The following is a 26,285-nucleotide window of genomic DNA, read 5'->3' on the forward strand; positions in this document are numbered from 1 at the left end:
GGGTCTTACTAAATTTCATTGGAATGCCAGCACTATTGCACCATTACTGCGAGACATACATTTCAATCAAGGATTGTTATTAGGTAAATCTGATTATGAAGACACCAAACAGGCAACGCTTAATAACCTTCTATCTAACATAATCTATTCAGGTAAAGAGGTAGCTTCCAACAACAGTGTCAACTCAATCGACGCCAAGTACATGACTCAGATTTTGGTACGCCTTAGCATGTTTATCCGTACCCATCCTCGCCAGATTCCTCTGTTTCCATAGGATGGCTGGCAGTTGTTCAACATTTTCTAGCCCCAGCAATAACCAGTCTGGCACCCGGTTTTTGAAGGATAGCAGAAAAGTACGCTCCTGTTCGGTTAAAGAGTCGTTGATCAACTCAACCAAGCGTTCTCGTGTAGCTTCCAATTCGGCCAGTTCGACGTGCTGCTCCGCCATATTCAGAAACTCACCACGATAGATACCAGTAATATCCTTGAAACTGGGCCTGAGCAGTTCGGCAATAGGACGGTTATGACTCACCATATAGACGATCAGAGCCTTGCGAAGATCATCGGTAAAGCCTTCGTTATCCAGCAACCATTTCACATCGAACAAATCCCTAGGATGTTGCCTGTCCAGCGCAGCGCAGATTTTCCCAGCGTAGAGATCAGCGTGGGAAATGATTTGAATTTCGGCATAACCAAACTCATCTTCCATAGCCTCACAGACTGTCATTACCTTTGGTTCAAACACAGTACCACGCAAAACCGGTGACAACTCAATTTTTATTTGAACACCTGATCTTCCTATAATCAACCGCAAGGCATCGTCTTTATCCCGGAAAGATTCGATAATTTCCGCGTCTGTCATAGCAGCCCGGATGGCAACCGCAATCTTATTCAGAGCAATTTTGATCGCCGTTAAGGCTTCTGTACGTTGCAATATCGGCAGAAATACCAGATCGATATCGACCGACAACCGAGGCAAGTTGCGAACGAACAAATTGATAGCGGTACCTCCTTTCAAGGCAAAGCAATCCTGTTCGGCGACAAAAGGCAACAGTTGCAATAACAACTGAACTTGTCGGTAATAAATGCTGTTGCGATCCATAGTTTCTCCCTACATCCCCTTAGGCACAGTGATAAACCAAGTGTTATCCAACCGCCCTTCGCTAGCAATGACGCGTTTGCCAGACCCCAAGTTGTACTTTTTGGGCTCCAACTTCTTAAACCAAGTGTGCTGATGCTTTTCTGCCAGCCAGAGGAAGAGTCGCTTTACCTTGATACTGGAGCAAGTCAGCAACAAAGCATCAAGTTTGCGTGGTGACAAATTGTATAATCCCTGCATTAGTTGCTCAGCATGCTCAAAGCTGACAGCTTTGGGCACATCCACCAAAACTTCGAAGATAGCCCTCTCCGGACAGGAGAACTGGAGAGCAGGCATTCCCGCCAGCCATTGTTCCTGCTTAAACCAAGTTGGATCAACTATCAGACTTTCCGGCCATAACACCTGAGTCCGGTGTCCCTTAAAATACACATCTAAAGGCACTCTGGTCAGCCAGCGGGGTAGCGGCCCACTGGAATATAAGTGAACCGTTCGGATATGGGAGCGGGTGATGTAGTGAGCTAACCCAGCTATTTCCAGCGCAGTTAACCCTCCAAGGTGAACAGGTGTTTTAGACATACGCTGCAATGAAGCAACAACACCTTGCCAATTTAGCTGGCAGCTGAATTGACTAAACACACCTGTAACAAGAGGGAGAAGTGTTTTACTACGCACAGCATTATCCACAAAATGAAGGTTAAGCCCTTGAGCAACGAGCCATTGCTTAGTAGCCAGCATACCAACAGGAAGTAGTTCTTTTAGCTGTCGACGTGCTTCAATGTTTAGCATAGTTTATAAAATCCATAATTTGCGGCAGTTATTGCCGTATATTTCATAATTTATAAACTAGCAGATTCTTTTATGGTTTAGAATATTTATTTTTTGCGGCGGTTATTGCCGTATATTTCTATTTTTATAAACTATTGCGTTGCCTTTGAAGGGTTGAATATGACCATTCGTCTTATCAAAGTAATCATAACGTTTTCAATTTGGTTCGAAGACGATTTTGCGTTGACAATGGCCCCTTTCAAGGGGCCTTCTCTATTTTGATTCGAACACCAAATCTAATAACGAACCATAACTGATTTCAATTCAGTATAGTACTCAATAAAGGCACTGCCGAATTCACGGCCAATACCTGAAGATTTCGTACCGCCGAACGGTAATGCCGGATCAAGGAATGTATGCATATTGACCCAAACAGTCCCAGCTTCAATACGCGGGATCATACGCATAGCTTTACTCAGATCATTAGTCCACAAACTCGCCGCTAAACCAAATGGCGTGCTGTTCATCAACCCAATCAGCTCTTCCTCGTCGTCATAGCTAAGGAAAGTCCCTACAGGACCAAATGTCTCTTCCTTCATCAACGAATCTTCTGGGCTGTTAGCACGAATAACGGTTGGCACCACAAAGCAACCAGGTCCTTCCAGAGCATAACCGCCATAAACAACTTCACTGCCTTCCTGACGGGCTTTGTCAAACAGGGACAGTATCTTGTTATAGTGCTCTTTGTTCGCCAGCGGTCCCATTTCCGTTGATTCATCCAGCGGGGAACCAATGTTCATTGCAGCAAGTCTTTCAGACAACAATTTCAACACTTCATCCATGCGGCTGGCAGGAATATAGAAACGTTCAGCCGCAGCACAAATTTGCCCTTGATTGAGATAACCCGCTTCCAGAACACCATCAACAATCTTTTCAGCAGACATATCTGACAAAAATGCCGCACCGTTTTTACCACCAAGCTCCAACGTAACGCGAGTCAATCCCTGTTCCATCGCTGATTGGCCCACAGCAATACCGGTTGACACAGAGCCAGTAAAAGTTACTTTGGCACATAATGGATGACCTATCAGTGCAGGGCCTAATACTGAACCTGAACCATTAACCACATTGATGACACCATCAGGAATACCCGCTTCTTTTGCCAATTCAGCCACCCTGAGCATTGTCAGCGGTGTGTATTCGCTTGGTTTCAACACAATGGTACAACCACAGGTCAGTGCAGCCGCCATTTTCCAGATGGCAACGATGATGGAGAAATTCCACGGAATGATCCCCGCCACAACACCAATCGGCTCACGACGGGTAAACGCCGTGTATTGTTCACCTTTAAAAGAGGGCAAAGAAACATTCAGCGTTTCACCGCTGATCTTACTTGACCATCCGGCAAAATAACGCAGGAACTGAACAGAAGAATCAATTTCCAACATGCGGGACAATTGGATAGTTTTACCAGAGCAAATACTTTCCAATTGCGCCAGTTCTTCCCGATGTGTCAGTAATAAATCTGCCAGACGATTCAGACAGTTACCACGCTCCATAGGTGAAGTTTGCGCCCACACACCGTGAAATGCAGCATGTGCCGCTTGCATAGCCGCATTGACTTCCGCTTCACCGCCTTGATTCACTGTCGCAATCACTTCAGCAGTCGCAGGGTTCACCACGGAAAATGTTTCATTCCCCTGACCACCAACTAACTGACCATGAATATAATGACCATGATTGCGTTGCAGAAAGGCCGTAACTTGCTGTAACAGGGTTATATCACTCATTACTTAACTTACCTCTGATCAAACAGGTGCTTTTTAACCTTTAATACAAGAAAAATAATGCTTCACAAAACGGTCTGCGGTCACTTCCCACAACACTTCAGTTCCTTTCGCGGCAAACCAGGAATCCCCCGGATGATATTCAACTGTCTCACCGGTTTTCACATCGGTCAGTTTTACCGAGCCTTCCGAGACGGTTGCATGCTCATCAAACGGATACACCATACTGAATTTGCCACGGGTACAGGCGAAAATACCGCAAGTCAGATTATCAGCCGGTTCACCAAATATCATTGCAATACTTGCCTGCGGATCACCTTCCACCACGGTAGCACCCAGATTGCTTACGCTACCAATGTCCAACAGTTCAGGCAGTGATTTGTTCAGTAAAAGTGATTTAATCATGATGTTCTCGCTTTAAATAAAAGAATTTATAAATCGTTCAGTGAACGCTATTGATACCTAAAATCTCAATAAATTAACGGCGGCCTTTCCAGTATCCTGACGTTTGATGCCAAATCTTGCCCGCCGACACCATCAGATGCCGCAATGTATCTTTGCCAACAATGTTCGCATGAGGAATTGAACTCATCAGGTCATAACGCTCAGATCCTTCACTTATCCCCTCAGCCAAAACCTTACAAACGATATGGCTTGGCGTTACCCCAAAGCCGGAATATCCCTGCACGTAGAACACATTATTATGCTGCGGCAAAGAGCCGATTTGCGGGAACAGGTTGGCGCTGCAGCACAATGGTCCTCCCCATGCCAATTCAATTTTCACATCTTTCAGATAGGGGAAAACCTTCAGCATCAAATGGCGGTTCCAGGCCTTCAAATCCGATGGAATGTGTTCAATTAAAGGTGTTGTACTGCCGAACAACAGGCGGTTTTCGTTAGTCACCCGGTAGTAATCAATAACCGGACGAATATCACTGTATGCACCACGGATTGGACTGATTTTCTTGATCAAATCATCCGATAATTCTTCCGTCATTAGCTGGAAGGCATAAGTGTTAATTGTCTTCTTGTAGATGTAAGGCTCAAGGCCATTGAGGAAACCGTTACAAGCCCACAGCATTTTATTAGCGCGAACAGATCCCATCGAGGTCCGAACCGTCACCCTGGAACCATATTCAACATTCAACACCTGACTGTTCTCAAAGATTTTTACGCCAAGTTCTGTCGCGGCTTTAGCTTCACCCAATAACAGGTTCAGGGAGTGAACATGCCCGCCCCCCATATGCTTCAACGCACAGGTATAGACATCAGAACCCACAACCTTTTTCACATCAGAGCCGGTATACAGCTCAATCTCTTCATCAGGAGAAACCGCCTGAAACTCTTTCAGCCAGCCACGTAACGTTTTTTCCTGCCGCTGATTAAAGCCAAGATAGCCATAACCACGGCAAAGATCGGCGTCAATGTTATATTTCGCAATACGATCACGAATGATGCCGGCACCGAGGTTACTGATCTTAAAGATCGTCTCCAGCCCTTTTTCACCAACATGCCGCTTGATCACTTCCAGATCATGACCAATACCCGCCATAACCTGACCACCATTACGGCCAGTACCACCATAGCCAAGATGACGCCCTTCCAGAATCGCAATATTGGTGATGCCTTTTTCCGCCAGTTCAAGCGCGGTATTAATACCGGAAAATCCACCGCCGATAATGACAACATCCACATCCAGATCTTCTTTTAATATCGGAAAACGAAGATCATATTTCTTGGTCGTTGCATAATAAGTTAATGAATCAACATTATTGTTCATGTGATACCCCAATTAGCATCTGACATAATCACCGGATTATCTGTAGTGCGGAGTCACATCACCATGTCCCTTTAGGGATATTTGCAACACTGTATTAACAATTGTGACTCAAGCGAAATAACGCACAGGAGACGTCAAAAACAGGCTAAACAGCTCTGCTTGTGATCTGACTTGCAGTTTTTGATAAATATTTTTCCGGTGGTTTTTCACTGTTCCAGTACTGATAAACAGTTTCTCAGCAATCTGTGGAGATCCTTTACCTTGCAATATCAATTCAACAATCTCACATTCTCTTGGTGTTAAAGCATAACGGGCCTGGGTATCCAGATAAACCATGTCAGCAGAAGAGGCTTGCTGCACCATTTCACCGTGTAATCGGGCGACACTGCGAATAATTTCCAGCGCTGTTCGCAGGCTTTTCTGGTGCTGTTTTTGTATGAAAAATGGCTGATTTTCATTACCAAAAAACAGGCCAAGCTGCCTTTGAGGAGAGAGTTTCAGCAAAACGCCCGCTTCATCCCGCCAGCCGGTTTTACGATAAAAATTCAGATAGTAGTCAGTATGATAAAATCCTGTAGGAACGAGTTCCCGTAAGGTAAGCAGATCAGTCTCAGCCCCCTTTATCAAAGCCTGATAGAAAGGATCTTGCAGATAAGCACCCTGTTGATAAATCTGGTTTACCGCATCGCTGTTTTTCTTCTCTGCTTTGCTTAAACAACGTGGAGGAGCGCCTTGCTCGAAGGCATAGACAATGGCGTTATCAAAGGTAATAAATTGTTCCAACCAGTTAAGTAGATTAGGATAAAATTCACTGGTTGCCACAGATTCAATCACTGCTGACAATCTATCCACATGAATATCCATTCCAGCCCTCGCAATTATTAAGAAATTAACAATAAATCCGAAGTAGATATTGCCCGCCAATTCCATAGCGAAACTATATAAAAATCACACTCAAACTGGTTATACAACTCAATTGTTGTTTATATGCTAATAAAATCACAATTATGAAACATTTTATTAATTATTTATGAGAACCCTCACATAGACCTAAGACCTCATCACGGAATAGATTTTTTAACTGGATTATTCTCATTTTTTATATCACTTTCTCTGATAAGGAGTAAAAATGACCACCAAGAAAATTATTCTTGATTGCGATCCGGGACATGATGATGCCATTGCGATGTTACTGGCACAGGGTAATCCTGATATTGAGCTATTAGCCGTCACCACGGTTGCCGGTAATCAGACACTGGATAAAGTCACTCGCAACGCGCTGGCGATAGCGCATATTGGCGGTATTAATGGAGTGCCCTTTGCCGCAGGCTGTCATCGTCCATTGGTCCGTGATCTCGAAACTGCACCGGATATTCACGGCGAATCGGGTCTGGGAGGCGTGAAACTCCCGAAACATTCACGGACGCTTGATCCCCGTCACGCGACGGATCTGATCATTGATACCATCATGTCTCATCCCCCCAAAACAGTAACACTAGTTCCTGTCGGCAGTCTGACCAATATTGCTCTCGCTGTCCGTAAAGCACCACAGATCGTTGAACGGGTAAAAGAAGTTGTTTTAATGGGAGGGGGATATCACACGGCTAACAGAAGTGCAGTTGCAGAATTCAATATCAAAGTTGATCCGGAAGCAGCACATATTGTTTTCAATGAAAAATGGCCTCTGACGATGGTCGGACTGGATCTCACACATCAGGCACGAGCCACACAAGAAGTGACGGAAGCAATTTCACGTATCAATACCAAAGCTTCCCGGTTTGTCGTGGACATGCTGGAGTTCTACGGCAAAAGTTACGAGGAGAGACACGGCTTCAATTGCCCTCCAATACATGATCCTTGTGCTGTCGCCTATGTGATTGACCCTACGTTGATGACGACACAAAAAGTGCCGGTCAATATTGAACTGAACGGCACCTTAACCGTCGGTATGACCGTGGTGGATTTCCGTTTTCCACGACCAGAAGATTGCCACACCCAAGTTGCAGTCAAATTGGATCAACAGCGATTCTGGCAATTGATCATTGATGCGTTGAGCAACATTGGTGATACCTGCGATTAAGGTGGAAAATCACCTCAGGCATAAGAGTCGTAATTAAAGCCGTTAGTTAAACTAAACGGCTTTCAATACTATCTTAAGCAGTGGATATCGGCGTGCCAGGCACAAACATAATTTAAACCCATTGGCATTTTTCCAAATCATCGACCCAATACCACACTCAGATAATTCATAACCGCTGGAATCCACAATACAGCCGTCGTCACTAAACAATAACTGACTGAATTTCATGCCAATCAAGTATAATGATGTGATTGTTTACCTTTGGTTTTAACAAAGAAGCGGATAATAATATTCGAAACAAAGCTAACCGGTATTGGTAACACGCACTTATGCCACGTCAGACCACTACATTTCGTAGCTTCCAGTACACCATGTTGAGTTTCTATTGGTTCATATACGTTCATTCACACATCAGAAAAGGAATACAATATTATGAAAAAACAGGGAAAAATAACCTGCCAGGCACTTATCACCACGAGTTTACTGACACTAATTACTGGCTGTAGTCATATAGAAAAAAGCCATATTTCCGAAGAAAACAAGCCGGTACTCTCTACCAAACTGAATATCCATCAACCTACAGCGCTCATCATTCCCGTCACTATTTCCGGTAAAAAATATCAATTCCTGCTGGATACCGGGGCCAGTTATACCTTCATCGATAATAAACTGGCTAAGACACTGACCCAAATCACGCCAGAATCAAACATACCGGCGACATTCCATCACATGCTATCCGATGGGTTACTGACCACCAGTGAAAAGCGATTACACAAAGATGATCTGACATTATGGCAACCACTTGCTCTTACCATCGGTAATTATAGTGTGCCGGCTTCTGATCCCTGGATTGGCATTGATATAAATCTTTTCAATCAATCCATTGGTCAGAAGCTAGATGGTATCCTTGGGATTGATACTTTCCGCCAGTTAAACTGGGAAGTAAATAACTTAAACCACACTCTGACAGTATGGCACCATGCACCTTCAATCCTCAATTATCAGCAATGTGAACCTTATAGTGACAGTTACGGTAAATCTCCCGCTATCCAGGTTTCTAACGTTATTTTCAATATAGATACCGGGGCCGATTACAGCTATGTTTCTCAGGAATTTATCGCATATCTAAAAAAAGAGCATAGAGATAAAATTTCTGAAGGAATCAATGTTAAATACGCCTCCGCCAGTGGGCTTGCTAGTGGGAAAGAGTACCTGATTGACGGCTTTTATTTACAACAACTGCCTGTTGGTCGTCTGAGAATCAGTGAAAACAAAAATGACCAATACTATCTTGGTATGAGTTTCCTCTCACGTTTTGATGACTATCTGTTTATTCCCAATAAAATGTTGCTCTGTTTTAACGCCAAAAACTTTACCCGTTATGATAATAAATTCCTTCGTACTATCGCAGTTCGCTATTTTGATAACAAAGTAGAAATCTTTTATAACGAACCAAAAGATATTAAGAAATTTGGCTTGGAAAATGGTGATATTGTGCTGGAAGTCAACGGCCAGAAAATCCTTCCTGAAAATATCACCTATGTTCGCAATCAGTTGTCAGAGACACCATCGGGTAAACTGACAATAAAAATTGAACGGAATGGCGCTCAACAAGTCATTAATATTTAATCATGCTATTTATAAAGGGAGAACCTGAATCTCCCTTTATAAATTATTCCTCAGTTGATTATTTATTCTGTTTATAAGCAAGGTACGTTTTAGGTAAATTTTTCTCTTTCAGATCTTGCCATATTTCCAGCGCTTGTTTTTTCCCTTTACCTTCATTTTCCGGATCGGCAATGAAATCGCTAATAAAATTATTCAAACGGGCGGAAGGGATCTGTGGAAGTCTCCCTGCTTGCCTTTTCAGAGAAGCCAAATGTTCAATCAAATCGCCATAGGTAATTTGGTTATTATCAGCAATTTGTGCCTTACGCCAGTGATTCAGCCAATACCATTGGCCGGATTTATCCGGTAATATCCCATATTGGCCGCTCACCTGCTCTAGCAAGAAATTTTTCGTTTGTCTGTCACTCACATAATTTATGACCAAACTTTTCAGGGTGAGTAAATCTCGACCAACCCGATCTCTTTTGTTAGGTATAGCAATCGGCAAATCACCAGAATAACCAAACAAGCGTGACCGAATATGCAGCTCAAGCTCATTTTTTTTCAAGTTATCGGGGGTAATTCCCAAAGATTTAGCAAATTGTCGCAGTTCAGCTGCGTAAAAATAACCATTCTCAAACGCTTCTTGACTCATGCCTTTATGCAATTTACTCACCTTGACATTTCCTCAATCACACTTACCTCTAAGAAATAAGGGGAAAGGTACGGCTAGCTTTTTGGTTTTGTACTGAAATCAAACAGATCTGTCAACTCAATCTGCAAACCACTTGCAATGATATTGATAATTTCAAGCGTAGGATTTCTGATCCCCCGTTCAATGCCGCTGATATAGGTACGATCAATTCCACATTTATCGGCAAAGGCTTCCTGAGACATTCCAGACGACTGTCTGAGATGCCTAACTCTTTGTCCAAAAAGGAATTTTACAGCATTTGGCTTTTTCATCTAATAAGTATCGAATTATGTTACTTATCAGACCACGGACTATGAGTCACTTTTCACGGTAAGTTATGTTATCATATGTGACTTATAGTCTACTATGTAACGATTTATCTTTTCATATCAAAGTTATCCGTAGCGTGGAGGATTAATGATGAAAAATCAGGACTGGCACCCAGCAGACATCATCGCAGCACTAAAAAAACGAGGAACATCGTTAGCAGCAGTTTCAAGAAAGGCAGGGTTAGCCTCATCGACCCTTGCCAATACCTTGCAACGCCGTTGGCCCAAAGGGCAGCGGCTCATTGCAGCTGCTTTAGATTGCGACCCTGCCGAGATATGGCCTTCGAGGTACATGCGGTAAGTGGCTGTAGATCGAAAATGGAGTAGTTCATCAATCAATAAGATGAGCTACTCCAACATACTTTCATACCACTCGTTGAGATAAAATCTTCTGAAAGGAAATAGCGGAACAAATAAAGTCATCACATGATGCGCAAATAAAGCCGGTTAACTCTTTTTTTCCATACTCAAATCGAACAGATCTTTCAACTCAATCTGCAAACCATTTGCAATAACATTGATAACTTCAAGCGTGGGATTCCTGACTCCACGTTCAATACCGCTGATATAAGTACGATCAAGCCCACATTTATCAGCAAACGCTTCCTGAGACATGCCAGATATCAGTCTGATATGTCTCACTCTTTGTCCAAAAAGGGATTTTATTGTATTAGGCTTTTTCATCCGATAAGTATCGAACGATGTTACTTATCTAACCACGGACTATAAGTCACGCTTTCCTATAAGTCGTGTCACTAATATGATTTACAGCCAGTTATGTTTAAAGAAGAAATGACGGGTTAATTCTCCTTTTGATAAATCGTGCCCCCCAGCGTTATATCAACAAAGCCAAATGCTTCAAGGGGCTTGTCTAAACTTAATCTACATTACATTGGTATTTCAGTTTTGCCCCTTGATTACTTAGGTTTAAACCCGGTTAAGATGCTCTGCTATTTTGATATTTTTTAATTTTTTTCAGCGCCATTTGCCTTTTCAATGGTGATAAGTAATCAATAAAAATCTTGCCATGAAGGTGATCAATTTCATGTTGCATCACAATAGCCAGGAAATCTTCACTTTCTACCGTAATGGATTCACCATGCCTGTTTAACGCTTCAACTTTTACCTTTTCGAACCGCTCTACATCAGCGTAATACCCTGGGACAGATAAACACCCTTCTTGCCCCATAACACTGCGTTCTTTCTCAACGATCTTTGGATTGACCAGAATCAAGGGCTGATCTCGATTCGCTGAAATATCAATGACCACCACCGCTTCTTTTCGTCCAACTTGCGGTGCAGCCAAACCGATCCCATTCTCAGTGCTATACATGGTGTCAAGCATGTCATCGATAAGACCTTGGATATCTTCAACATTTGTAACTTCAACACATTTTTGTCTCAGTCGTTCATCTGGAATAGTCAATATTTCTAATGTTGCCATGATAAATAATTCTCTCTATTCGAGCAGCCTGTCATTGCTTTCAATCGGCGTTAAACCGCACAGTCAAGCTACTCTACCCAAGCTGCTTTGTTTTTAGATTTATATAGTTAGTACGCTTCTCATACTGAATTAGGTAGTAACTACGCCTTAAGCGATATGTTTTCTATGATAGAAATTAATCGATATCATATCATCCAGTACACCTTTGAAGCGGCTAAATAGCACTAATGGCATATCACTTGAATTTACCAAGAAGCTATTGACTCACATTTTTTTATGGGGCATGTAATTTGATCCTACTTTCGGGCTGAGTGATCCCTTTAGTGTGGCATTGTTTGAATTTGACTGCTCCTCTCCCTAAAAGCGTAACTATCTACATAACAACAGATATTTTTATATGCAGAGGTAACACAACATGCAACAAATAGTGAATCTATGGCCGCTGATTGGAATCGCGGTCATTGTAGTCGGCTTTTTACTGAGGTTTAACCCCGTACTGGTGGTGATTGTCGCCGGAATCATCACCGGGCTGGCGGCACATATGCCAATCACAAATATTCTGGAAAAGTTAGGTTCCGGCTTCCTTAATACCCGAAATCTACCATTGATCCTACTGCTACCACTGGCAACTATTGGTCTTTTGGAGCGACACGGTTTAAAAGAGCAGGCTCAGAACTGGATTAAGAATATCAAAACAGCAACCGCCGGACGTCTGCTGATTGTCTATCTATTCATTCGTGAAGTAACAGCGGCGCTTGGCCTAACCAGCCTGGGGGGGCATCCGCAAATGGTGCGTCCATTGTTGGCCCCTATGGTGGAAGGCGCGACGGAAAACCGCCACCATGATCTGCCTGACGATGTGCGCTATCGTCTGCGTGCTATGTCAGCAGCAACCGACAATGTTGGCCTGTTCTTCGGTGAAGATATCTTCGTCGCCTTTGGAGCAATCATCTTTATGCATAATTTCATGCTGGAGTCTGGCGGCATCCAAACGGAGCCACTGCATATCGCCATGTGGGGGATCCCTACGGCTATCTGCGCCTTCCTGATCCACGCTTTCCGTTTATCCCGCCTTGACCACCACATCGCCAACGAGCTGGCAGCCTTGAATGGCATGAACCAAAACAAAAGGAAGGCAAAGTAATGTTTCAGCAACAGTATCTTTACTGGCTGGCTGGTGTGATCCTGTTAGCCGTAGCCGTGATGTCCTTGCGTGATCACACCAACCCCCGCCGCCTGACCACCAGCTTATTCTGGGCGCTATACGGAATCGTGTTTCTGGTTGGTGACTGGACCTACCGTCTGATGGAGTTGTGGGCAGGCAGCGAAGCTGAGGCTCAAAAAATGCTACATATCTGTGTGGGACTGATCGTCGTGTTGATGGCGCTGATAGCCGGTCTTGGCGGTGTGCGACTCGGCAGCTACCATCAGCGCACACCCCAGCAACGACAAGAAAGCGCCGCTCGCCTGGGCCATCGTATCTTCCTTCCCGCACTGGCGATTCCTATTGTCACTGTGGTGGGAGTGCTATTATTTAACCATGTTCCTGGACTACAACAGACATTATTCGGTACCGGCAACCATTCCACGCTGGTGACACTGTTTTCCATGACAGTGGGTTGTTTAACCGGATACGGCATTGCGTTGAAAATGACACGTGAAGGCATCACTCAATCAACTCAAGAAGCACGTCGCTTGCTGGATGCTATCGGCTGGGCGTTTATCCTGCCACAGATATTAGCTACGCTGGGACTCTTATTTACCGTAGCAGGCGTAGGTACCGCCATTTCTCATCTGACTGAAAACTACCTGGCAGTCGATAACAAGTTTATCGCCGTCACGACATACGTGATCGGCATGGCGTTATTGACAATGGTCATGGGCAACGCCTTCGCCGCCTTCCCGATTGTTACCGCCGGGATAGGTATTCCAATTCTGGTACTGCAACACGGCGGTAATCCGGCTGTTATGGCAGCCATTGGCATGTTCTCAGGCTATTGCGGTACATTGATGACGCCAATGGCGGCAAATTTCAATATCGTTCCCGCCGCCTTGCTGGAACTGCCAAATCGCAATGCGGTCATTAAAGCACAAATCCCCACCGGAACGATGCTGTTGATTACCAACGTTTTTATGCTCTATTTTTTGATGTTTTTATAAGGGGATCACATGAAAACAGTTCTGATTACCGCGCGGGTAAACATCTTGGGTTTCTCACTGCATTTTTGAATATCATTTTATCGAGGATAATTTTATGAAATTTATCGACTTAAACAGTGATCTTGGCGAAGGCTTTGGTCAGTGGAAAATGGGTGACGATAATGCCATGTTGGACATTGTCACCAGTGCTAACGTAGCATGTGGATTTCATGCTGGTGATCCCGCCGGGATTCTTCAAACCCTGAAAGCTGCCCATGAAAATCAGGTAGTTATTGGTGCCCATGTCTCTTATCCCGATCTTGTTGGATTTGGTCGCCGCAATCTGGACATTTCCAGCAATGAACTGATCGCTGATGTTATTTACCAGATTGGTGCGCTGAAAGGTCTGGCAACAGCAGCAGGAACTACTGTGAGTTATGTTAAACCGCACGGCGCACTGTATAACACCATTGCCAACGATGAGTACCAGGCACTTGCCGTTATTACAGCAATTCGTGAAGTGGATGACAACTTGGCGCTGGTTGGATTAGCCGGTTCAAGAATTTTAGATTTGGCGAGGGGAAAAGGCTTACGTACTGTTGCTGAAGCCTTTGCCGACAGAGCTTACACGCCACAAGGCACTCTGGTTTCCCGGCGGGAAAAAGGGGCGGTACTGCATGATACCAACGAGATCGCCCGACGCATGTTGCAACTGGTCACCGAAGGGGGTGTTGATGCGATTGATGGCAGTTTTACACGCATTCAAGCGGACTCCATTTGTGTTCATGGTGACAGCCCCGGTGCTGTAGAAATGGCGCATCAGGTGAAAATAACCCTGCAACAAGCCGGGATCACCGTACAGTCCTTTATTCAAACCAGTAAGTAATCATTAGCATCACGCGCCTTCTTACATATGCCGCTTATCATGCTCAGGAGTGCCTAGTGCGTTTTTTACCTGTTAATTTGAATGCCATTATTGTCGAACTTTGCGATCTGGATGAAACCCTGGCGTTATTTGATTCACTTAACGCCAGCCCAATTCCAGGCATAGAAGAAATTATTCCAGCAGCCAGAACACTTCTGATTCGATTTCGTCCCAATGTCGTTTCCACAGTCAAACTTGCCAGGGAAATCAGTGGCCGCAACCTGAATACACGGAATAAAACAACCGGAAAACTCGTTGAAATCCCAGTGTATTACAATGGTGAAGATCTGGTTGAAGTGGCTGAAATCCTTGGTATCACCACACAGGAAGTCATCAAACAACATACAGAAAGTGAATACACTGTTGCTTTTACCGGATTCGCCCCTGGATTTGCTTATTTAGTGGCAGACTCTGATCTTTTGCGTGTTCCTCGCCGGATGACACCAAGAGCCCGCATCCCGGCGGGATCGGTAGGGCTGGCAGGCGAATTCAGTGGCATATACCCACAAGCCAGCCCAGGAGGGTGGCAAATCATCGGCACCACACCAGAACGCATGTGGGATCTCTCGCGTTATCCCCCTTCCCTGTTGCAACCGGGCTTTCGAGTACGTTTCAAAGATAAAGGCAAAGGCGCAACAATCACCGTCACCCAACCCGAAAATCCTGTTGTTCACCCAGAAGACGACATACCTGCACGGGTTGATAAACATTCATCACTGGAAATCTTATCCACCGGGATACAAACACTTTTTCAGGATTTAGGGCGTTCAGGGCAAGCGGGTTTAGGCATTTCTTCTTCTGGCGCGCTGGATAAAACAGCGTTGCGAAGTGCAAATCGTATCGTCGGTAATCCTTCGGATAACGCCTGTCTGGAAATTATAGAAGGCGGATTAAGCTTCATCTCTCATGGCAACGTCATTATCGCTATCACAGGCGCTGACTGCCCAATCACAGTCCAAGCGGCATCTGGCCGGAGGTTTCAGGTTAATGGCTACCAACCTGTTGATCTGAGTGATGGTGATAAAGTGATGCTGGGCACCCCCAAAGCGGGAGTTCGTTGTTATTTGGCAGTCCGTGGCGGTTTTGCCAACAAGCCTATTCTCTCCAGCCTCTCTTACGATACGCTGGCGCACATTGGCCCCAAACCCATCGCTACAGGCAATATTCTGGATATTCTTGCTGTCACGCGGGGTTCCGCTGTATCAATGGACGAAAGCCCGGCTTTCAATATGCCTGCCGCTGACGATATCATCACACTGGATATTATTCTGGGGCCTCGTACCGACTGGTTCACAACAGAAGCGCTGTCCCTGTTACAAAACCAGCTCTGGCAGGTCACACCACAATCTAACCGGGTAGGTATTCGCCTGAATGGAGACATACCGTTATCGCGCTTTAACCATGAAGAGTTACCCAGTGAGGGAACTTCCGCTGGCACCATTCAAGTTCCCGCCAGTGGGCAACCGGTTCTGTTTTTGGCAGATCACCCTTTGACCGGTGGCTATCCAGTCATTGGTTCAGTTGCCAGTTACCATCTTGATCTTGCCGGGCAAATTCCCGTCAATGCCCGTATCCGCTTCAACCCAATCAGTGAATTTCACGAAATAAAAGGGAGTGATTACGACTTATGAGTACTACAATGACTTTGAATAATAAAGAAAACCATATGAAAAAAGTTTTAATCGCTAACCGTGGTGAAATTGCCGTCCGTATCATCCGTGCCTGCCGGGATTATGGTTTACACTCCATTGCCGTTTACGCTGATTCCGATATCAATGCGCACCATGTACAACTGGCTGATGAGGCTTACAGTTTAGGAGGAAACAGCCCCGCTGACACTTACCTTAATATTCCCCACCTGCTGGATATTGCTAAACGTTCAGGTGCCAGCATGATACATCCAGGTTATGGATTCCTGTCCGAACGGGCAGAATTCGCCCGTGCGGCCATTGATGCCGGGTTAATCTGGATTGGTCCTGAACCAGAGACAATTGATATTCTGGGTGACAAAGTTAAAGCACGTAAAATTGCCCAACGCGTAGGCGCGCCACTGGTCTCAGGGACAGAAGAACCGGTGAAAAACGCAGAGGAAGCGCTGACATTCGCAGAAGAACATGGTCTGCCAATTGCAATCAAAGCGGCCTATGGCGGCGGTGGACGTGGCATGAAAGTCGCGTGGCGTTTGGATGAGGTAACCGAACTCTATAATTCAGCAGTTCGTGAAGCAACCGCAGCCTTTGGCCGTGGAGAATGCTTCATCGAACAGTTTCTGGATAAACCTCGTCATATTGAAGCTCAAATCCTGGCTGATAAACACGGCAATGTGGTGGTACTTGGCACACGTGATTGTTCACTGCAACGGCGCAATCAAAAGCTGGTGGAAGAGGCACCAGCCCCTTTCCTGACCGATAATCAGCGCCAGCGTATTCATCAGGCAGCACAGGATATTTGTACCGAAGCCCGTTATACCGGGGCAGGTACGGTGGAGTTTCTGCTCAGTGCAGACGGAACTATTTCATTTCTGGAAGTGAATACTCGCTTGCAAGTCGAACATCCTGTAACCGAGGAAACCACAGCTATCGACATTGTGATAGAGCAGTTCCGGATTGCTGAAGGTAAACCTTTATCATTGACAGCAACGCCAATTCCATCGGGGCACGCCTTTGAATTTCGTATTAACGCAGAGGATGTGGGTAAAGGATTTTTGCCCGCACCGGGAACAGTGACACTATTTTCGCCGCCTTCCGGCCCTGGAATAAGATTAGATTCCGGCGTAGTGGCCGGTTCCATCGTTCCCGGAACCTTCGATTCGCTGATGGCTAAGTTGATCGTCACCGGAGCAACACGCCAACAAGCTATTGCCAGAGCGCGGCGTGCATTACAGGAGTTCAATATTGAAGGTCTTGCATCGGTGCTGCCTTTTCATCGGGCAGTAATAGAACATCCCGATTTCATTTCTGATAACACATTCAAAGTTCATACACGTTGGATCGAAACCGACTTTATCAATGATGTAAAAATGGTTCCGCGCCAGGAAAATCACTCTCAAGAAAAGATAACACGCACTTTTATTGAAATTGATGGCCGTCGGCACGAACTGGGGCTACCTGCCGGATTATTAGAAGGGCTTTCATTATCTAATCTTGGGCAAAATTCTGTTACCAAGGATAAAGGTAGTGAAGCTGAGGGCATAATTACAGCGCCTCATCATGTATTAGCCCCCATCTCCGGGGTTTTACAATCCTGGTATGTGCAGGAAAGCGATGAAGTCAAACAAGGTGATGTCATCGCTGTGATGGAAGCCATGAAGATGGAAACACAACTGACCGCACATTGTTCTGGGAAAATTGTTATCCATGCGGAGGAAAACTCTTATCAACAGTCGGGAAGTGTGCTGGCGAGTATTAATGGTGGAAGTTAGTCATGACACTGTCAGGTTAATTTCCAAGAAGCTAACTTAACACTACACTCACATTGCCCAATAATCCATATTGTACGGAAACTCTCCGTACAATCTAAAAAAATAGAAAATTATGGTTACAGCAAGATTAGATTTCGTCTGGATGAAGAGATTAAATCAGAAGCAGAGAAATCATCTGCACTATTAGGTATGAAAAGCCTGACAGAGTATGTTGTACACCTGATGCAAAGAGATGCTAATCAAGTCATGTCTGAATACGAAAGAATGACTATTAAAGGTGATATTTTTGATCATTTCGTCAATGCCTGCGAACAGGCTAAAAAACCGAATAAAGCATTATTAAACGCAGTTGCCTTTACTAAAGAGCAGGAAGTCAAGTGATCTGGTCTAAGTCATTCATTGAGCTAAATAAAAAAACGCATGATCATTTAACCTTTGATTGTGGCGAGTATGAACTCAACACTTTCATTAAAACTCAGTCAGCAAAGCACATGCAGGCAGGTATCAGCCGTACAATGGTTTTACCTGCCACGACGGCTTTACCAAATCAGCTTTATCCCATTTGTTCATTTTATTGTGTAGCGCCAAGTTCTATTGAAAGAGATACGCTTTCGAAGGAACAAGCAAAGAAACTACCACATTACCCCATACCTGTATTTTTATTAGCTCAATTAGCTGTACATAAAACTTATCATGGTCAGGGATTAGGGAAAATTACTCTTATAAAATCACTCGAATACCTTTGGGAAATTAATCATCATATGCCTGCGTATGCGGTAATTGTTGACTGCCTAAATGATGCTGCTCAGACATTTTATTCTCAATATGGTTTTGAGCTTTTATGCAATCAAAACAATAAAATTCGTTTATTCTTACCCATGAAAACGATTTCTCAAATTTTTTAAACTATATACTTAAATTATAAATCAAGCGGCTATTACACTTAATAATAAATAGGTAAACAGGCTAAAAAATGCCGGGAACTATAAATAACAAAAAGATAATGTATAATTACATAAATGATGATTAAGAGGATATATTTTATTTTTATGAACATTAAAAATAAAATAATCATCGAAAAACAGAATATAATTCGTTATTATTCCAATGTGTATTTAAATAATAATAAATTATTGATGCGTTATAAATTACCGAATATGTAATATTATTCACAAAAAAATAAAAACAAATCACAAAAAGTCACCTCGCAATCAAAAAAATCATAAGATACTGATATTAATAAAAATTAACCACAAATAAATTAATAAAAACATTAGGGGCCATATATTGTACATCCTGACACTTTCAATAAAAACATTAAATAAAATTTATAATTTCAATTTAACCACAATAAAAATCAACTTACAAAGAGATATTAAACATATTTTGACAAAAATTAAACATATCATTCCACACAGTAATTAGCCATATATTTACCAACATCTCACTTAATAGTAAATAAAATAACATTCCAATAACAACATTATATAATCACTTAATGGTTTTATATTTTATCTTTAATCGTAACCACAGACAATTTAAACATTATTAATAAATTCACATATAATTTTTCACAATACCTTTTTATATAGATTGGCATCACAATTTCAATATTATTCAATAAAATAATTGCATTTTTCATTAAGCGCAACAATATATTAATAGTATAATAAAATTTTTATTTACAATATTTCTCAATGATTCATAAGGAAATTAATATGAAAGTAAATTTAGAAGCATTGATTAAAAAGGGGAAAATATTAATTACTTTAAATTATAGTAGTAGTGACGGATAAAATGGGTAAATAACCAGGAGAACAATGTGAGAACAAACGATTACGAATTGATGACTGCACCAAACAGCGCACCCGTAAAAATGTGGACTCATGGCGTACCAGTAGAAGCAGATGCTCGTGAACAACTACTGAACACAGCAAAAATGCCTTTTATATTCAGCCATTTGGCAGTTATGCCTGATGTACATCTTGGTAAAGGCTCAACCATCGGCAGCGTAATCCCAACATATGGGGCGATTATTCCAGCCGCAGTAGGCGTAGATATCGGCTGCGGAATGATGGCGGTACGTACCTCATTGAACGCCAAAGATTTACCGGACAACCTGTATGCTATCCGCCACGCTATTGAAATCGCCGTGCCACACGGCCGTGCCGTAAACCATACCGGCCATGATAAAGGCTCTTGGCAAAAACCGCCAGAAACCGTCGATCACCACTGGAGCACATTGCAGGCAGGCTTTAAGCACTTGACCGATAAATACCCACAATTACTGAAAACCAATAACCATCAACATTTAGGCACACTAGGTACCGGCAACCACTTTATCGAACTATGCCTGGATGAATCCGACCGAGTATGGGTGATGCTGCACAGCGGTTCACGTGGCGTAGGAAATGCCATTGGCAACCTATTTATTACCCTTGCCCAACAGGATATGAAACAACATATCGCTAATCTGCCTGATCGCAATCTGGCCTATTTCGAAGAGGGCAGCCGTCACTTTGCCGATTATATGGAAGCTGTCGGTTGGGCACAAAACTTCGCCCGCCATAATCGTGAAGTCATGATGCAACATACAGTGGCAGCACTGGCGACAGTGATTACAAAACCGTTCACTGCCATGATGGAAGCGGTAAATTGTCACCACAATTACGTGCAACAGGAGCAACACTTCGGCCAAAACGTACTGGTGACGCGCAAAGGCGCTGTGGCCGCACACAAAGGAGTGATGGGCATCATTCCGGGATCTATGGGCACGAAAAGCTTTATTGTACGTGGACTGGGGAATAAAGAGAGTTTTTGCTCATGTAGTCACGGTGCAGGGCGGGTATTAAGCCGTACGGCAGCGAAAAAACGCTTTACGATAGAAGATCAGAAGCGCGCGACAGCACATGTGGAATGCCGTAAGGATAGCGACGTCATCGACGAAATTCCGATGGCCTACAAAGACATTGACGCGGTAATGGCCGCTCAGTCTTCACTGGTAGAAATCGTTCACACCCTGCGTCAAGTGGTTTGCGTAAAAGGATAATCACTATGAAAGAAAAATTTGGTGTCAGTGACACCATGAAACAACACATATGCCAAAAACTGGCGCAACTTGAGACGGAACAGCAAATACGAATACTCTATGCCTGCGAATCCGGTAGCCGCGGTTGGGGATTTGCCTCGACAAACAGTGATTACGATGTGCGTTTTATCTATGTTCATACCCCATCATGGTACTTACGCGTTGACCCACCAAGGGACGTGATCGAATTACCGATCAGCGATGAACTGGATATTTGTGGCTGGGAACTGCGTAAAACCCTGGGGCTGCTGAAACGAGCCAACCCGACACTGATGGAATGGACTGATTCACCGGTGGTCTACCATGAGGATGCAGAGTTTATGACAGCATTGCGCGCCCTACTACCGGACTACTTTTCCAACAACAAAGCACGGTATCACTATCTGTCAATGGCGAAGAAAAACTTCCGTGGTTATCTGCAAGGCGAAAAAATACGGCTGAAAAAATATCTTTATGTACTGCGCCCGTTGCTGGCTGTACGTTGGATAGAAGCAGGTAAAGGCGTACCACCAATGCGCTTCGACGTACTGCTAGCCGAAACTGTTAAGGATACAACGCTGATGCAAGAAATACAGACTCTGCTTGCTATCAAACGTAACGCCGACGAAACGGATTATGGCCCACGTTTTAAGCACATCCATGACTTTATCCGTCGTGAGCTGAATGACTCATTTGCCCGCCGCGAGTTGAAAAAAGATGAGAAACTTCTCCCGGATACTAAACTGGATTTGCTTCTGATGCGTACAGTACTTGGCAATAACAAAGAGCATGTATGTTGAAAGAATGGCTGAAAAAACTGTCCAATGACATAAGATCTCAACGACAAAGTTGAACGTTTACAAAGGACCAGTAAAACAGATTTTTACCTCCTTGTTGACCTACAGCCAGTAATTTGAATAAGTTACTGGCTGTCAGCATATAGCTCATATCATTTCTATTCATAACCTTCCCTGAGCTATTAAAGGATTATTTAAGGCAAAAACGATTATCCTAAATTACCAGTGCCGCACTTTATAGCAGTTACTGAAAAAGATTCACATTTTATGGAAACCATTATCCCTTTCCTAGGAAGTCAACATGGGATAGCGGAAATATAGAGGTATTAGGATAAGTTAGTTAGCTAAACTATTTATAATAACATTAATATATCTCTTATGTAGATTTATTCCCGTACTATATTACGATCAATTTTGGCATTAGATCCCCATAAGCATTTATATATGTTTAAAATATATATTTTCATTACTTATTCTGATCTCAGGATCAGTGGTACCATTTTCCATCCCTAAATATGGAAAATAGAAAATGAAAAATTTTACCTTTAGGTTCAACTCAAGAAAATCCTGATTGTGAATATATTTTTATAATATACTTGATTCTTAGCATCATCAAATAATCACTTCATATAAACAAAGAATACCGATTAACTTACCGCATCTTACATTAGCTTAATTATTACTCCTCCAAACTAATTTTCATTCAGAAACTCATAACCACCATCCATTGAAATTATTTTTCAAATGGAATATTAAACTGAGGTGGTTTAAATAGTTTTACTCCACCTTTATCATTATAAAAAAACATTACCTCTAATATATTTATCTATTTTACCCCTAATGAATCTAATATCTCACAGGCTAGTGCCGGCATCCCCTTTATGAGATGCCATATTATATTAATTGAAAAAATTTCACATTATCCTTTTATCATTCCAATTACTTTTCCTGAGTTATAGTTATCTTCATAAATATAATATCAGATATTCTTCTCTGCCAGTTACCTTCAACTAATTAATTTCTCTTTATTACCTAAAGTAATTTATAACCACTTCTGGCAGAATATCATGGCATTCTCGCAACACACCAAGCACTAGCGCATGTTTCATTCAATTTACCCCAAGTTAAACCTTTAATTCCTCTGGGGTTCCATCTCTATATGGCACCAGCGTCGTCCTATCTTGCGAATCAACCGCGCAATGATTATTACCAACAACAACCATGACCAAATCGCTGGTTGCCTTAATCGCGTGATCTATTTCCCCATTCACAAAATAACAAACTCCAGGCTCTATTTCATGCTTTTCACCGGCATAAATAACATAACCCGTTCCTGCAAGTACAAATAAGATATGATGCCCTAAGTGAGTATGATTTTGCATCCCTTCATTTTTACTGAAACGAATTAGATCAGCACCAAAACCATCAAACGAAACTAATCCCTCGCCCGTACCCATACTATTAACCATTTTGTGATTTCTCGCCATTGTATCTACAACGAGATGCTCACCGTTCCAGTGACAAAATCTATTTTTAATAAATTCCATATTACCTTCCTTTTATCTCTACAAATAAAATTTTATTTTAAAGTAACTATCATCTCTATTTATTAATTGAAATAACACTATCTATCAAATAAAATAATATTTCATAGTGACATTTCAATCACCACAAAAATATCGACAGAGAAATTAACTGGTTATTAACAATATATCAAATAGAAATATGTAATTCCATAGAAGTATTTTACAAAAACTCACACTGTGATAAAAGTCACTATAAAATTTTTATCTTAGAGATCATCGCAGCAGATAATTCCCCCATAAAATAATCTCAATCAAAAGTTAGATTAATTACATTATTAAGTTAGGACAACCATAACATTGATTAAATCAACCTTAATTCCACCTAAAAACAGCTATTATTTTTTTAGTTAAAAAATATATACAATTAATCCTGCTGCCACTCTCAGGAAAAAATTTATTGAAAAACAGTGCCTCAAATACTCTATTTAAGAAATATTCTTTAACTGCCCGAACATCGTTTCATTTAGATACTATTTTCTTAGCAAAACCAACTTTAGCCCCTCGTTCAATGCTAACAGGGACATAAGGCGAATTGTGCTAAATCCCACTAACGATTTGAATTCAACTCTCTTTTTCAGAAAACATTTATACGATAGATTTTACACTATCTTGCAGATAATCGATCAAACTCCGTACTTTCCCTGACATATATTTTCCCGCAGGGTAAACGATATAAAAGTTTGAGTTCTCGACTGAATGCCACTCATAATTGATGGAACTGACAGCAGATGCGTAGCCACTAATGAATTTGTACTATCCAGACGCAGCGTTGTAACAAGTACCTTGAAAACCATCATCTTTGCGAGCATGATCGCAATAACTTCAATCTATTAGCAAAACAACCCATGACAACCAGTAAAACACTGCAAGTTGCCATATCTAACCTTACCATCTGGCGTAAAGGTGATCAGCGCGCACCGCATAAGCCATTGTTGTTACTGTATGTATTGTCTGAATACAAAAAAGGTCATGGCCGATTCTTCGATTATGGTAATGAAATTCATCAACCGCTGCTTGATCTGCTGACTTGCTTTGGACCAAAGCGACGAGAGCATTACCCCACTATGCCATTCTGGCGTTTACAGGGTGATGGATTCTGGGAATTACAAAACACAGAATATTGCACGCCACAAAAAGGGACCTTGTAAATCATTCTGTGTAATTGCCCCCTATTAAAGGTGACCATCCAGACGATCACCGAACTCAATCATAAAACGGCTCATTACCAGCCGCCAGTTGTGGATCAGCATGCTCCATTTTTTCGTGGCATCCTGTATCGCCAGATAAATCACCTTACACACTGCTTCGTCTGTCGGGAACACCTTGCATGCCTCTCGATAGCAATCTCTTCGAAAGTATGGGCTTCACTCTGCTCAATCTTATCGTTTTTCTTTTTATCCCCCAGATCGACGCTGTTTGCCAAAAGTTTACGAGCTTCATCTCTCCTGCTGGCCTCATCCAACCTTTGAGAATTAATCATATGGAAAACAAACCTAGACGCCAGACTGGTTCCTGTCGTCTCTCCTGAACTGGCATATCGATAATATGACAGACCGATATGCCTGCCTGCGGGCATTACGCATGGATCTGTTCTATCAAAACGGAATCGCAAAATACTATCAACAGGATCACCACTACCACGCTCATGTTGCCTTTTGGCTGGATGGTAGTAAAACCCAGAACACTTATCCCTGGGCAGAAAAAGCCGGTTCACTCTGGAATGATATAACCCTCCAGGATAACTGACATCACCGGTGCGAATTTAAGACTCACTACCGCACCAATATCAATATCCCAGTGCGCTATAACGGTTCCGGACAGTATCGCCAACATCCGGCAGGTGCTGGCTTATATGACCAAAACCCAACAAGAAAGACGGCCTGCTACTGTACGATTGCAATGAAGTCCCTGAGCGTCCGCCTGCGGGGCGTCCACGTATCGGTACTGATTGCTAATCCCATCGTTTTTTACTTCAGATTTCCATTGTATGACAACCACACAGCAATACCACTCTGAATCCATTTAAGCTTTTCATCCACATGACGTTTGTCTGTCCACAAGGGACAGCTTACGCCTGCCTGCAGGAGTCTGATTGTGTTTGCAAAATCCTTCATAGCCTTAGATGGTAACGATCGTTTGACCGGGGCCAAAACGGTACAGACAGCGCCTTATGACCGTTATACCTGCCACCTGTGAGGCAGCACACTGCGATACCACCCGGCGTACGACTCTGAACGCCCATGGTTCGAGCACACCCACGATACCCTGAAGGAGCGGCCAACAGCATTGCCCCTATGTGAATCCAGAAGCCGGAGAAGCGAGGCTGATTAGCCGCCTGCGCGATTTGTACCTGATGTTAGCCCGAGGGTGTGCAAAGCTGACTGGCACTGTACGGAATGTAGCACTGATTATTATGGGGAACATTATTGCTTGTCGTACGGTACCAGGCGTTTTAGTCGTGAAACAACTACTGGCGGAATCAGTAACATCCGGCGCAGACACATGTGCTTTATGAAATGTTATCTCGCCAGAAACCCGAGAGGGTATCTGGTCAACGCCCAACAGGCTGTCGGCGGAGTGGAAGGAAGAATATGGACCGGCATATCTTGTGGCTGCAGGCTGATACTGCATGCGGGTTTGCAGGGAACCCCACCTAGCTTGAACATGCCCTAGGTTTAGCCTCTAGGAAGCCCTGATGAGATGTGCAAATCTGGATCCTTAAGTCAGAGCGGATGTCCGGATCAACAAACTTGGAAACCCTACA

27 protein-coding genes and 4 pseudogenes are annotated in these 26,285 nt (G+C 43.1%); 17 read left to right on the top strand and 14 right to left on the bottom strand.

What is annotated here, in order from left to right:
* A partial coding sequence (locus PTE_RS26350; RefSeq protein ID WP_280739719.1) for a DUF4172 domain-containing protein occupies positions 1 to 274 on the top strand: 274 nt, incomplete at its 5' end.
* Here the strand turns inward: PTE_RS26350 and PTE_RS05590 are convergent.
* From PTE_RS05590 to PTE_RS05615, 6 genes are all read right to left on the bottom strand, one after another.
* Positions 185 to 1,102 carry a nucleotidyl transferase AbiEii/AbiGii toxin family protein gene (locus PTE_RS05590; RefSeq protein ID WP_036843932.1) on the bottom strand — a complete coding sequence of 306 codons (918 nt, stop codon included), beginning with the start codon at positions 1,100 to 1,102 and terminating at the stop codon, positions 185 to 187. The genes PTE_RS26350 and PTE_RS05590 overlap by 90 nt on opposite strands.
* Before the next feature lie 9 nt (positions 1,103 to 1,111).
* Positions 1,112 to 1,885 carry a type IV toxin-antitoxin system AbiEi family antitoxin gene (locus tag PTE_RS05595; RefSeq protein ID WP_036843934.1) on the bottom strand — a complete coding sequence of 258 codons (774 nt, stop codon included), beginning with the start codon at positions 1,883 to 1,885 and terminating at the stop codon, positions 1,112 to 1,114.
* Between the two features lie 275 nt (positions 1,886 to 2,160).
* The gene (locus PTE_RS05600; RefSeq protein WP_036843935.1) at positions 2,161 to 3,654 is read right to left on the bottom strand and encodes an aldehyde dehydrogenase family protein; all 1,494 of its coding nucleotides are present in this window, start codon (positions 3,652 to 3,654) and stop codon (positions 2,161 to 2,163) included.
* Positions 3,655 to 3,687: 33 nt separating this feature from the next.
* The gene (locus tag PTE_RS05605) at positions 3,688 to 4,056 is read right to left on the bottom strand and encodes a cupin domain-containing protein (RefSeq protein WP_036843937.1); all 369 of its coding nucleotides are present in this window, start codon (positions 4,054 to 4,056) and stop codon (positions 3,688 to 3,690) included.
* A gap of 73 nt (positions 4,057 to 4,129) precedes the next feature.
* On the bottom strand, positions 4,130 to 5,431 hold the full coding sequence (locus PTE_RS05610) for an NAD(P)/FAD-dependent oxidoreductase (RefSeq protein ID WP_036843939.1): 1,302 nt from the start codon (positions 5,429 to 5,431) through the stop codon (positions 4,130 to 4,132).
* 108 nt (positions 5,432 to 5,539) lie between these two features.
* A complete protein-coding gene (locus PTE_RS05615) occupies positions 5,540 to 6,295 on the bottom strand; it encodes a response regulator transcription factor (protein WP_036844316.1) in 756 nt (251 codons plus the stop codon).
* Positions 6,296 to 6,560: 265 nt separating this feature from the next.
* Here PTE_RS05615 and uriH point away from each other — a divergent pair, with 265 nt between their 5' ends.
* Complete coding sequence (gene uriH / locus PTE_RS05620; RefSeq protein ID WP_036843940.1) at positions 6,561 to 7,511, top strand: uridine-preferring nucleoside hydrolase UriH; 951 nt, start codon at positions 6,561 to 6,563, stop codon at positions 7,509 to 7,511.
* A gap of 432 nt (positions 7,512 to 7,943) precedes the next feature.
* Entirely contained in the window at positions 7,944 to 9,140 is a 1,197-nt protein-coding gene (locus PTE_RS05625; protein ID WP_051477208.1) for an aspartyl protease family protein, read from the top strand.
* Positions 9,141 to 9,198: 58 nt separating this feature from the next.
* On the opposite strand, the gene PTE_RS05630 is transcribed toward PTE_RS05625, so the two are convergent.
* Together PTE_RS05630 and PTE_RS05635 are read right to left on the bottom strand one after the other, a co-directional pair.
* The gene (locus PTE_RS05630; protein WP_036843942.1) at positions 9,199 to 9,795 is read right to left on the bottom strand and encodes a hypothetical protein; all 597 of its coding nucleotides are present in this window, start codon (positions 9,793 to 9,795) and stop codon (positions 9,199 to 9,201) included.
* Between the two features lie 53 nt (positions 9,796 to 9,848).
* Positions 9,849 to 10,016: a helix-turn-helix domain-containing protein gene (locus PTE_RS05635; RefSeq protein ID WP_036843944.1), complete on the bottom strand. Its 168-nt coding sequence runs from the start codon at positions 10,014 to 10,016 to the stop codon at positions 9,849 to 9,851.
* Between the two features lie 217 nt (positions 10,017 to 10,233).
* Between PTE_RS05635 and xreR2 the strand changes: the two genes are divergently transcribed.
* Positions 10,234 to 10,443 (top strand): cell morphology transcriptional regulator XreR2, encoded by a 210-nt coding sequence (xreR2, locus tag PTE_RS05640; RefSeq protein WP_036844321.1) that lies wholly within the window; start codon positions 10,234 to 10,236, stop codon positions 10,441 to 10,443.
* A gap of 146 nt (positions 10,444 to 10,589) precedes the next feature.
* Here the strand turns inward: xreR2 and xreR1 are convergent, their stop codons facing one another.
* Entirely contained in the window at positions 10,590 to 10,826 is a 237-nt protein-coding gene (gene xreR1 / locus PTE_RS05645; protein ID WP_071992945.1) for a cell morphology transcriptional regulator XreR1, read from the bottom strand.
* Positions 10,827 to 11,079: 253 nt separating this feature from the next.
* On the bottom strand, positions 11,080 to 11,586 hold the full coding sequence (gene def, locus PTE_RS05650) for a peptide deformylase (RefSeq protein ID WP_036843948.1): 507 nt from the start codon (positions 11,584 to 11,586) through the stop codon (positions 11,080 to 11,082).
* Positions 11,587 to 12,001: 415 nt separating this feature from the next.
* Here def and PTE_RS05655 point away from each other — a divergent pair, with 415 nt between their 5' ends.
* The 9 genes from PTE_RS05655 (at position 12,002) to PTE_RS05695 (ending at position 21,938) form a co-directional block, all read left to right on the top strand.
* The gene (locus PTE_RS05655) at positions 12,002 to 12,730 is read left to right on the top strand and encodes a DUF969 domain-containing protein (RefSeq protein ID WP_036843950.1); all 729 of its coding nucleotides are present in this window, start codon (positions 12,002 to 12,004) and stop codon (positions 12,728 to 12,730) included.
* Positions 12,730 to 13,746, top strand: coding sequence for a DUF979 domain-containing protein (locus PTE_RS05660; protein ID WP_036843952.1), 1,017 nt, complete (start codon positions 12,730 to 12,732; stop codon positions 13,744 to 13,746). The genes PTE_RS05655 and PTE_RS05660 overlap by 1 nt, the downstream gene beginning before the upstream one ends.
* Positions 13,747 to 13,840: 94 nt before the next feature.
* Entirely contained in the window at positions 13,841 to 14,611 is a 771-nt protein-coding gene (locus PTE_RS05665) for a LamB/YcsF family protein (RefSeq protein ID WP_036843953.1), read from the top strand.
* Between the two features lie 56 nt (positions 14,612 to 14,667).
* Complete coding sequence (locus tag PTE_RS05670) at positions 14,668 to 16,281, top strand: 5-oxoprolinase subunit B/C family protein (RefSeq protein ID WP_036843955.1); 1,614 nt, start codon at positions 14,668 to 14,670, stop codon at positions 16,279 to 16,281.
* 35 nt (positions 16,282 to 16,316) lie between these two features.
* Entirely contained in the window at positions 16,317 to 18,071 is a 1,755-nt protein-coding gene (locus tag PTE_RS05675) for an acetyl/propionyl/methylcrotonyl-CoA carboxylase subunit alpha (RefSeq protein WP_036844323.1), read from the top strand.
* A gap of 138 nt (positions 18,072 to 18,209) precedes the next feature.
* Entirely contained in the window at positions 18,210 to 18,452 is a 243-nt protein-coding gene (locus PTE_RS05680; protein WP_207626848.1) for a type II toxin-antitoxin system TacA family antitoxin, read from the top strand.
* Entirely contained in the window at positions 18,449 to 18,976 is a 528-nt protein-coding gene (locus tag PTE_RS05685; protein WP_036843960.1) for a GNAT family N-acetyltransferase, read from the top strand. Before PTE_RS05680 ends, PTE_RS05685 begins: the two co-directional genes overlap by 4 nt.
* A 917-nt stretch (positions 18,977 to 19,893) precedes the next feature.
* The gene (locus tag PTE_RS05690; protein WP_110742798.1) at positions 19,894 to 21,120 is read left to right on the top strand and encodes an RtcB family protein; all 1,227 of its coding nucleotides are present in this window, start codon (positions 19,894 to 19,896) and stop codon (positions 21,118 to 21,120) included.
* A 5-nt stretch (positions 21,121 to 21,125) separates the two neighbouring features.
* On the top strand, positions 21,126 to 21,938 hold the full coding sequence (locus PTE_RS05695) for a nucleotidyltransferase domain-containing protein (protein WP_036843962.1): 813 nt from the start codon (positions 21,126 to 21,128) through the stop codon (positions 21,936 to 21,938).
* Between the two features lie 37 nt (positions 21,939 to 21,975).
* Here the strand turns inward: PTE_RS05695 and PTE_RS26815 are convergent, their stop codons facing one another.
* Together PTE_RS26815 and PTE_RS05700 are read right to left on the bottom strand one after the other, a co-directional pair.
* On the bottom strand, positions 21,976 to 22,101 hold the full coding sequence (locus tag PTE_RS26815; protein WP_269149782.1) for a hypothetical protein: 126 nt from the start codon (positions 22,099 to 22,101) through the stop codon (positions 21,976 to 21,978).
* 958 nt (positions 22,102 to 23,059) lie between these two features.
* Positions 23,060 to 23,482: a cupin domain-containing protein gene (locus tag PTE_RS05700; protein ID WP_021324965.1), complete on the bottom strand. Its 423-nt coding sequence runs from the start codon at positions 23,480 to 23,482 to the stop codon at positions 23,060 to 23,062.
* An 884-nt stretch (positions 23,483 to 24,366) separates the two neighbouring features.
* Between PTE_RS05700 and PTE_RS05705 the strand changes: the two are divergent.
* A pseudogene (locus tag PTE_RS05705) lies at positions 24,367 to 24,663 on the top strand (phosphorothioated DNA-binding restriction endonuclease family protein); the annotation flags it as partial.
* Between the two features lie 30 nt (positions 24,664 to 24,693).
* On the opposite strand, the gene PTE_RS24895 reads toward PTE_RS05705, so the two are convergent.
* Together PTE_RS24895 and PTE_RS26355 are read right to left on the bottom strand one after the other, a co-directional pair.
* Positions 24,694 to 24,843, bottom strand: a complete 150-nt coding sequence (locus PTE_RS24895) for a transposase (protein ID WP_036843963.1) — start codon at positions 24,841 to 24,843, stop codon at positions 24,694 to 24,696.
* Between the two features lie 2 nt (positions 24,844 to 24,845).
* Positions 24,846 to 24,980, bottom strand: a pseudogene (locus PTE_RS26355) (integrase); the annotation flags it as partial.
* A gap of 53 nt (positions 24,981 to 25,033) precedes the next feature.
* Here PTE_RS26355 and PTE_RS05715 point away from each other — a divergent pair.
* The 3 genes and pseudogenes from PTE_RS05715 (at position 25,034) to PTE_RS27175 (ending at position 26,194) form a co-directional block, all read left to right on the top strand.
* Positions 25,034 to 25,476 (top strand): annotated as a pseudogene (locus tag PTE_RS05715) (hypothetical protein).
* 139 nt (positions 25,477 to 25,615) lie between these two features.
* Positions 25,616 to 25,984 (top strand): annotated as a pseudogene (locus PTE_RS05720) (DUF7828 domain-containing protein); the annotation flags it as partial.
* A 48-nt stretch (positions 25,985 to 26,032) separates the two neighbouring features.
* The gene (locus PTE_RS27175; RefSeq protein WP_422615315.1) at positions 26,033 to 26,194 is read left to right on the top strand and encodes a DUF7828 domain-containing protein; all 162 of its coding nucleotides are present in this window, start codon (positions 26,033 to 26,035) and stop codon (positions 26,192 to 26,194) included.
* Positions 26,195 to 26,285: the final 91 nt, after the last annotated feature.

Origin of the sequence: Photorhabdus khanii NC19, assembly GCF_000517265.1 — a bacterium.
Taxonomy (GTDB): Bacteria; Pseudomonadota; Gammaproteobacteria; order Enterobacterales; family Enterobacteriaceae; genus Photorhabdus; species Photorhabdus khanii.

Coding starts and splice junctions, on each gene's coding strand:
- PTE_RS05590 (WP_036843932.1), bottom strand. CDS start 1,102: ATGGATCGCAACAGCATTTATTACCGACAAGTTCAGTTGTTATTGCAA.
- PTE_RS05595 (WP_036843934.1), bottom strand. CDS start 1,885: ATGCTAAACATTGAAGCACGTCGACAGCTAAAAGAACTACTTCCTGTT.
- PTE_RS05600 (WP_036843935.1), bottom strand. CDS start 3,654: ATGAGTGATATAACCCTGTTACAGCAAGTTACGGCCTTTCTGCAACGC.
- PTE_RS05605 (WP_036843937.1), bottom strand. CDS start 4,056: ATGATTAAATCACTTTTACTGAACAAATCACTGCCTGAACTGTTGGAC.
- PTE_RS05610 (WP_036843939.1), bottom strand. CDS start 5,431: ATGAACAATAATGTTGATTCATTAACTTATTATGCAACGACCAAGAAA.
- PTE_RS05615 (WP_036844316.1), bottom strand. CDS start 6,295: ATGGATATTCATGTGGATAGATTGTCAGCAGTGATTGAATCTGTGGCA.
- uriH (WP_036843940.1), top strand. CDS start 6,561: ATGACCACCAAGAAAATTATTCTTGATTGCGATCCGGGACATGATGAT.
- PTE_RS05625 (WP_051477208.1), top strand. CDS start 7,944: ATGAAAAAACAGGGAAAAATAACCTGCCAGGCACTTATCACCACGAGT.
- PTE_RS05635 (WP_036843944.1), bottom strand. CDS start 10,016: ATGTCTCAGGAAGCCTTTGCCGATAAATGTGGAATTGATCGTACCTAT.
- xreR2 (WP_036844321.1), top strand. CDS start 10,234: ATGAAAAATCAGGACTGGCACCCAGCAGACATCATCGCAGCACTAAAA.
- xreR1 (WP_071992945.1), bottom strand. CDS start 10,826: ATGAAAAAGCCTAATACAATAAAATCCCTTTTTGGACAAAGAGTGAGA.
- def (WP_036843948.1), bottom strand. CDS start 11,586: ATGGCAACATTAGAAATATTGACTATTCCAGATGAACGACTGAGACAA.
- PTE_RS05655 (WP_036843950.1), top strand. CDS start 12,002: ATGCAACAAATAGTGAATCTATGGCCGCTGATTGGAATCGCGGTCATT.
- PTE_RS05660 (WP_036843952.1), top strand. CDS start 12,730: ATGTTTCAGCAACAGTATCTTTACTGGCTGGCTGGTGTGATCCTGTTA.
- PTE_RS05665 (WP_036843953.1), top strand. CDS start 13,841: ATGAAATTTATCGACTTAAACAGTGATCTTGGCGAAGGCTTTGGTCAG.
- PTE_RS05675 (WP_036844323.1), top strand. CDS start 16,317: ATGAAAAAAGTTTTAATCGCTAACCGTGGTGAAATTGCCGTCCGTATC.
- PTE_RS05695 (WP_036843962.1), top strand. CDS start 21,126: ATGAAAGAAAAATTTGGTGTCAGTGACACCATGAAACAACACATATGC.
- PTE_RS26815 (WP_269149782.1), bottom strand. CDS start 22,101: ATGAATAGAAATGATATGAGCTATATGCTGACAGCCAGTAACTTATTC.
- PTE_RS05700 (WP_021324965.1), bottom strand. CDS start 23,482: ATGGAATTTATTAAAAATAGATTTTGTCACTGGAACGGTGAGCATCTC.
- PTE_RS27175 (WP_422615315.1), top strand. CDS start 26,033: ATGAAATGTTATCTCGCCAGAAACCCGAGAGGGTATCTGGTCAACGCC.